This is a genomic window from Lachnoclostridium sp., from assembly GCF_031997925.1.
In the GTDB taxonomy this organism is placed as follows: Bacteria; Bacillota; Clostridia; order Lachnospirales; family Lachnospiraceae; genus Lachnoclostridium.
In genome coordinates, this window is sequence record NZ_DAMADT010000024.1 from 1 (window position 1) to 6,204 (window position 6,204).

At 33.0% G+C, this 6,204-nt stretch carries 6 protein-coding genes; 3 read left to right on the forward strand and 3 right to left on the reverse strand.

Annotation, left to right across the window (positions count from 1 at the left end; genetic code table 11):
- A partial coding sequence (locus RTP52_RS14450) for a hypothetical protein (RefSeq protein WP_331661605.1) occupies positions 1–698 on the forward strand: 698 nt, incomplete at its 5' end.
- 261 nt (positions 699–959) lie between these two features.
- Complete coding sequence (locus tag RTP52_RS14455; protein ID WP_312100553.1) at positions 960–1,124, forward strand: DUF1540 domain-containing protein; 165 nt, start codon at positions 960–962, stop codon at positions 1,122–1,124.
- A 102-nt stretch (positions 1,125–1,226) separates the two neighbouring features.
- On the opposite strand, the gene RTP52_RS14460 is transcribed toward RTP52_RS14455, so the two are convergent.
- From RTP52_RS14460 to RTP52_RS14470, 3 genes are all read right to left on the reverse strand, one after another.
- Entirely contained in the window at positions 1,227–1,949 is a 723-nt protein-coding gene (locus RTP52_RS14460) for a hypothetical protein (RefSeq protein ID WP_312372150.1), read from the reverse strand.
- A gap of 177 nt (positions 1,950–2,126) precedes the next feature.
- A complete protein-coding gene (locus RTP52_RS14465; RefSeq protein ID WP_312372151.1) occupies positions 2,127–3,392 on the reverse strand; it encodes a C40 family peptidase in 1,266 nt (421 codons plus the stop codon).
- A gap of 330 nt (positions 3,393–3,722) precedes the next feature.
- Positions 3,723–5,564, reverse strand: a complete 1,842-nt coding sequence (locus RTP52_RS14470) for a hypothetical protein (RefSeq protein WP_312372153.1) — start codon at positions 5,562–5,564, stop codon at positions 3,723–3,725.
- Positions 5,565–5,778: 214 nt separating this feature from the next.
- Between RTP52_RS14470 and RTP52_RS14475 the strand changes: the two genes are divergently transcribed.
- Positions 5,779–6,111 (forward strand): arsenate reductase family protein, encoded by a 333-nt coding sequence (locus RTP52_RS14475; protein WP_312100543.1) that lies wholly within the window; start codon positions 5,779–5,781, stop codon positions 6,109–6,111.
- The last annotated feature ends 93 nt before the right edge of the window (positions 6,112–6,204 follow it).

Genomic DNA, 6,204 nt, shown 5'->3' on the forward strand with positions numbered 1-6,204 from the left:
GCAGAAAAGAAATGGAATGTGGCAGAAGAGAAATGGAATGTGGTTGCGGAAGAGAAATGGAACGTGGTTGTAAGAAAGAGATGGAATGTTGCAGAAGAGAAATGGAATGTGGCTGCATGAAAGAATTGAGCTGTGAAAAGGAAGTTCGCTGTGAGTGTGAAATGACACCAAGTTGCGGCTGTCAACAAAATATAGGTTGCGGTTGTGAAATGGAACGAGGCTGCGGATATGAGATAGAGAGAAACCGTAGATGTATGGATATGAACTGTGGTTGTATGGAAAGCTGTACTTCCTGTCTATCCCATGAAGAGTTTAACTGTTTATTGCATCAACTGTTACAATACGAAGAAGGAGCAGATGTAGAGTTTTGTAAAGCGAAAAAGGACTTAGAAGAGGCAATAGCACGTCTTCAATGTGGAGTTGGATGCAATACCAAAATTCATGAGTTATATTGTATGATTAACGAATGGTTAGATTGCTATGAGATGGAGAACTGCCAATGCAGCTGTAATAGCAATTGTAGAGAAATGAGATGTGAATTACACGAGATGGTAAAAGAAATTCATAATTTACAAAATGAAAGTTGTTGTCATGCATTTGCTGCATGTCAATCATTAGCAGAAGCTAAGAAATTAACCGAATGTATGCTAGCTTTTAGAGAAAAAGTAATGAGAAATTGTTATCCTAGACAATGCTAGTAATCTGATATTATATAACAATTTAGCATAGTATATGCCATTTTATAGGCTCTGCATCAAGTCTTGTGTACTAGATGCAGAGCTATTTTTATATAAAATGACAGAATACTTTATGAAATTTTACGTAATACTATACTTAGTGTGATAAAATCACGCATACGGGATGTCATGTCCTAACAGATAAATGTGAGTTTAAATATAGCTCATAACGTTAATGACTAATCAAATGTGATTTTTCATAAGAAAGAGAGGAATAGAAATATGGTTAAGAACGAAAGCATCGGTTGTACTATTAATAACTGTAAATTCCATGCTCAGGCTGAAAACTACTGTACACTTAATCAGATTATGGTAGGTACTCATGAAGAAAATCCTACAGAAAAAGAATGTACCGACTGTGATTCTTTCGAATACAAAGCTGAATAATAGGTAGTTTAGTAGCGAATCAATAGTGCTTCTAAAAAGAACAACTCGGCCTTCTAATATAGGATTCAAGTTGTTCTTTTTTTATTAAATATTGTTTTTTCATTAATTATTATTATTTTGTAGATTCGTTGTTTCTTCAGTCACAGACTTATAAAAATCATTTAATTTTTCGTCAGACTTTAATGCAGCGATGAATTTGTTATTCACTGCTGTAATCATTTCTTGAACCTCTTCATGTTCATTTAAGGTATTAAAGTATTCGGCTGTTTTTGGATATAATTTATCGAAGTATAATTTTGGTTCACCATCGATATATTTAATGAAAAATCGATCAATCGAAGGTGCACATGTATCAATGGAATTGATATGCAAATCATATTCTACATAAGCTACTAAATCAATAGCTTCATTTCCTTTTGCAACATGAACTATAATATTATCATAAGACTCCACATACTCAACTTTACGTGCAGTGACATTAACATCCATAGGCTTAGAATCCACAGCGATAGATTCATAGAGTTTTTTATCTAGATTAAGCTGAGATTGATAGTATTTTTTGATTAAATCATCAATTTTTTTGTCATTATTGATCTTTAAGAAAGTACTTTCCTCTGGAACCGGAGTAAGTTCCTGTTCCGTATAACTATCGATAGCTTGGCCTTCTTGTGAACGATCCTCAGAAACAGAAGTACTCACTTCCTGGTCTTGATTTTCTTGTTCTTTCTTCGGACTTTTTGATAAGTTCATTGCAGTAGTAACCGCTAAAATCGTAGTTAATGTGAGTGCTGTAAGTGTAATGTATAGTTTTTGATTTTTCTTCATGGATTTCTCCTTTTCCTGTGCTTTAGATTGGAACTGCTAAACGTAGTTTAATCTCACGATTCTAAGCATTTTGAATCGTGAGACTTTCAGTATTTCATGACAAGGAAAGTTTGCGTTGCATACTTTTCTTGGTGTAATTGTAGAGATGAAGCTTAGATATTTATGTTCTTACCTTATTTAGTTTATAACCCTTCTTGCATACAGTGGAGTTCTGTAATTCCAGCGGTTTGTTTTAATACCGTCCTTATAATTACTTGCATGAACAACACGTCCATCTCCAGTATAAAGTGCAACGTGATTTACCCGACCACTGCTATCTCCGTAAAACAAAAGATCTCCTGCTTGTAAATTACTATAGCTTGGAGTAATGGAACGTCCTGCACCTCTTGCTTGTTCACGAGACGTTCTTGGTAGGCTATAACCATAATTTTTATAAACCGATAGTACGAATCCGGAACAATCTGCTCCATTGGTTAGCCTAGTACCACCCCAACTATATGGGTTACCGACAAACTGAAGAGCGAAGTTTGCAATTTTGCTACCAAGACTTGTATTTTGGGAGGAACCTGTACTGGTAGAATTTGAACTTCCTGAGTTTGAGGAACTAGAGGATGAAGAGTTTGAAGAATTACTTGAACTAGAAGAATTACTTGAACTAGAAGAAGTATTTCCAGTAGAATAATTTGGGCGCTGAGCTTGCGAAATTGCTTCTTGTCTTGCGGCTTCTTTTGCTTCCTCTTCTTCTTTGCTGATAGCCTTTTTATATTGGTAGACTACATCAACATAATCCTTGTGCACAAAACCAGTTTCTTTAACTCCATTGTTTTCATTTATGAGGATTTCAAACCAATCATCATATTCTTTAACAATTTCTTTTTGGTCTTGCTCTCCAAGTTGTACTTTAATCTTAGCATCTTTGCTCATGCTTTCACGAACATTTAATGTTACGCAAGTAGCCTTTATCTTTTTTGTAATTGTGTCATTCTCAAATTTAGCAGCTCCTTGGTCATCATAAACTAAGTAATCATTTAGGATATAACCTTCCACGCTACCAGATTTGATTTTTGTCCAGTGTTGTCCTTTTACTAATACTTGAGCCATGGCTCCACGGTATAATTTTCCTACAATTTCAGAATCAGTATTCCAACTGCTTCGTATGTTCACATAGTCTTCTGCATTTGAAAATGCTAAACCTTCAAATGGTGAAACACGTTCTAATGCTTCTAGACGTTCACCTTCAACAAGAATCGGTGTTGTTATGTTTGATATGGATATGCCAGATTCTGATAATCGTTCGTTATAATAGCTTTCTACTGCAAGGCCCATGCCACCGATGGAAGTTTCATTTGCTGTTGCAGCATTTGCTTTTACTATACTCAAGTTCATTCCTGCTACGAAAATAGATGTTGTCATAGCGATCCTTAGTGCTCCGGTTAATTTCATAAGTACCTCCAGTAAATATTACGTTTGTTAAATAATTATTACATAATTGTTACATACTATATTACATTTGGTTGTTCCAAAAATCAACAGGTATTAATTTCTAAGGATGGTATACATAGTTAAACCCTATGTTTTCTACCATTTTTATAAAGTAATAAAAAACGTTCCATGCCACCTATAAAGTGTCAGGAACGTTTTTTTATTGGTCCTATCATGTTGGGTATGTTAAAAGATAATTCACTACTTCAATATTTTTAATTCATGTTTAGGAAGAGTTTGCGAGACAAGCTTTTTATCCCATTATGATATTAAATTCTTACTTAATTAATACTAAGAAGGTATTTTAAAGCAGCTATCTAAGGAGTTTTTAAACTTCCGAATCTGAGATTGTAACAGATTCGTAGATTCATAAAGTGATATTTTTTGTTTATAGCTATCCTCTAAATTACGGAAGAGAAGCTCTTTATAATTTGGGATTGGCTCAGTGTAATCTGATTCTTTAGCTTCTAACAACAAGGAGTAGCAGGAAATTAGGAATTCATCATTAAGCTGTTTTTGATAGGAGCGTATGGTGGGTATAATTTCATTTACACTAAGGTACAATCTTTGTGAGAAATTTTCTATATGTAATCCAGTTTGATTTATTACGAGCAAACTGATAATAGGAATATCTTCGCTTTTCAGATTCTCTTCTAGATATTGTTCTAACAGTAAGAGTTTTTCGTTATGATGGGAAAGAAAAGAGTCATCGTAAGGTAGGAAGGCAGGCTTGGAGAAATCGGTTACATTATGAACCCATAGACTGCCATCTTTTTCTATAAGTAGACTTGTATCCTCAGGAAGTTCAAAACAACATTGTTCAATGAAAAAAATACCCTGCTTGGATAAAATAATATGATCAAATGATACTTCTTTTCCATACAGATTTAATCGTAACTGTGGTAAATGCGTTATCTTATTACCAAACAATGATAATACTTCGACTAGTCTATCTTTATTTTCTTTCTTCTGAATTAAAGCTTCACAATCATGATAAAGTTGGTCAATGCGTAGCTTAATCAGTTTTCGGTTTTCGATAAGTTCATTTAGTGGTAGTTCAAACTCCGTTTCATAGCGTTGTGATAATTCAAAGAATGTCTTGCTTTCTATTTTACATTGTCTATAGAGCAGCTTAATGTTTTCAAATTGCTCGACAGTTTCAGAAAGTAATTCTTGTTCAAGGTATCCGTCCATAGCACTATTTTGATCTTTCCAGCGGGTTAACTTATCTTTCATATAAGCATAATATATCAAACTCTCTTCCTGTGTTAAAAATAGTGTTTGATCATTCGAGGTTAATTTTTCAGAGAGTGTGTGAAGAAGTGTTTTGTTTTCTCCGTAGACATTTAAATCATGAAAAATGTCCTCTGCATCCATTGTTATCTTTGGTTCATTTGCAATTGCGAGCAAACTTTGCGAGACTTTATCCTGTTCACTGTCAAGCATAGTTAAAAATTCCTGTGATAAGAGATATCCGTTTTCTAATTTATTTATGAATTGGATGATCGGTAATATATCTTTCTTTTCATAGAAATCTCTGTAGTGGGCTACTTTTATATTGTTTAAGATAATCGCAACAATATGTAAAAACGCGCGTAAGAGTAGTAATGCTACCGTTGTACTTATTAAGAATGTTAGATATAGTATGTTAATTTTTCCTAATGTAATGTTGGTTAGTAGCTTCGTAATATTGGACAACTTATTCTCGTACCATCTTGGATTATTTAAAAAACTAATGTAGACCGTAACTTTTACAATAAGAGAAATAGCCTCTGAAATTAGGTGAATTCCTTTAACTTGAATCTGTTGATATCGCATTTTCCAAAGCTTATAAGCTAGATTGCATTTGATTAGTAAATACGGTAATAAAAAGGATATAGAGATTCCATAAGTTAAGATTAAGTTGGTATTTTCAAGGTAACGATTCGCGAAGAGTGTATATAGTAAAATAGTTGGTAAGATATTAATTAGATAAATAAGTATTGTGGAAATCGTATTATAAAATATTTTTCTTAAGTTTAAAAGCAAAGTCTCATAGGTGATTTTCTCTTTCGATTGATTGCAGGAATAACACAATCCTTGTGATTGTAAGATGTGGTTTTTATGGCATTTATTACAAATTGAATCTGTCACTTTAACCCCTCCCTTAAAATACGCCATAGACAAATAATGTTATATTCGGTATATTAATTATACTTAATACTATTATACAATAGCAAAAAAACAATGTCATGTAAAATATTTCTAATTTTAAATAAAGAGAGATAGTCAACGTATTCTTGTTCTTATATTTTAAAGTTAAGAGATGGTGAACATATTCTTGTTTTTATTATAGAAAGGAAAGGTTATGAACATTCAGATATTTGGTAAATCAAAATGTTTTGATACAAAAAAGGCAGAGAGATATTTTAAAGAGAGGGGAGTAAAATTTCAATCGATTGATTTATTAAGTAAAGGCTTAAGCAAGGGCGAATTTCTTAGTGTATCTAACGCTCTTGGTAATTTTGAGGCTCTGATTGATAAAACAGTCAAAGACTATTGCATGATTCAGTATCTCTCAACCGAGGATCAGATAGAAAAGCTTATGGAGATGCCTAAATATTATAAAACACCTATTGTCCGTAATGGTTCAAAGGCAACGATAGGTTTTTGTCCTGAAATCTGGAAAACATGGGAATGAAACGAAAAAATGGTGGAATGATATCATAGTGAAAAACATATGAAATATAGATTACTTTTACTAGAAAGGATGAATATGAAATAGAACTTCTGG

Excerpts from the sequence above, each read along its gene's own strand:
- RTP52_RS14455 (WP_312100553.1), top strand. The coding sequence starts at position 960 with ATGGTTAAGAACGAAAGCATCGGTTGTACTATTAATAACTGTAAATTC.
- RTP52_RS14460 (WP_312372150.1), bottom strand. The coding sequence starts at position 1,949 with ATGAAGAAAAATCAAAAACTATACATTACACTTACAGCACTCACATTA.
- RTP52_RS14465 (WP_312372151.1), bottom strand. The coding sequence starts at position 3,392 with ATGAAATTAACCGGAGCACTAAGGATCGCTATGACAACATCTATTTTC.
- RTP52_RS14475 (WP_312100543.1), top strand. The coding sequence starts at position 5,779 with ATGAACATTCAGATATTTGGTAAATCAAAATGTTTTGATACAAAAAAG.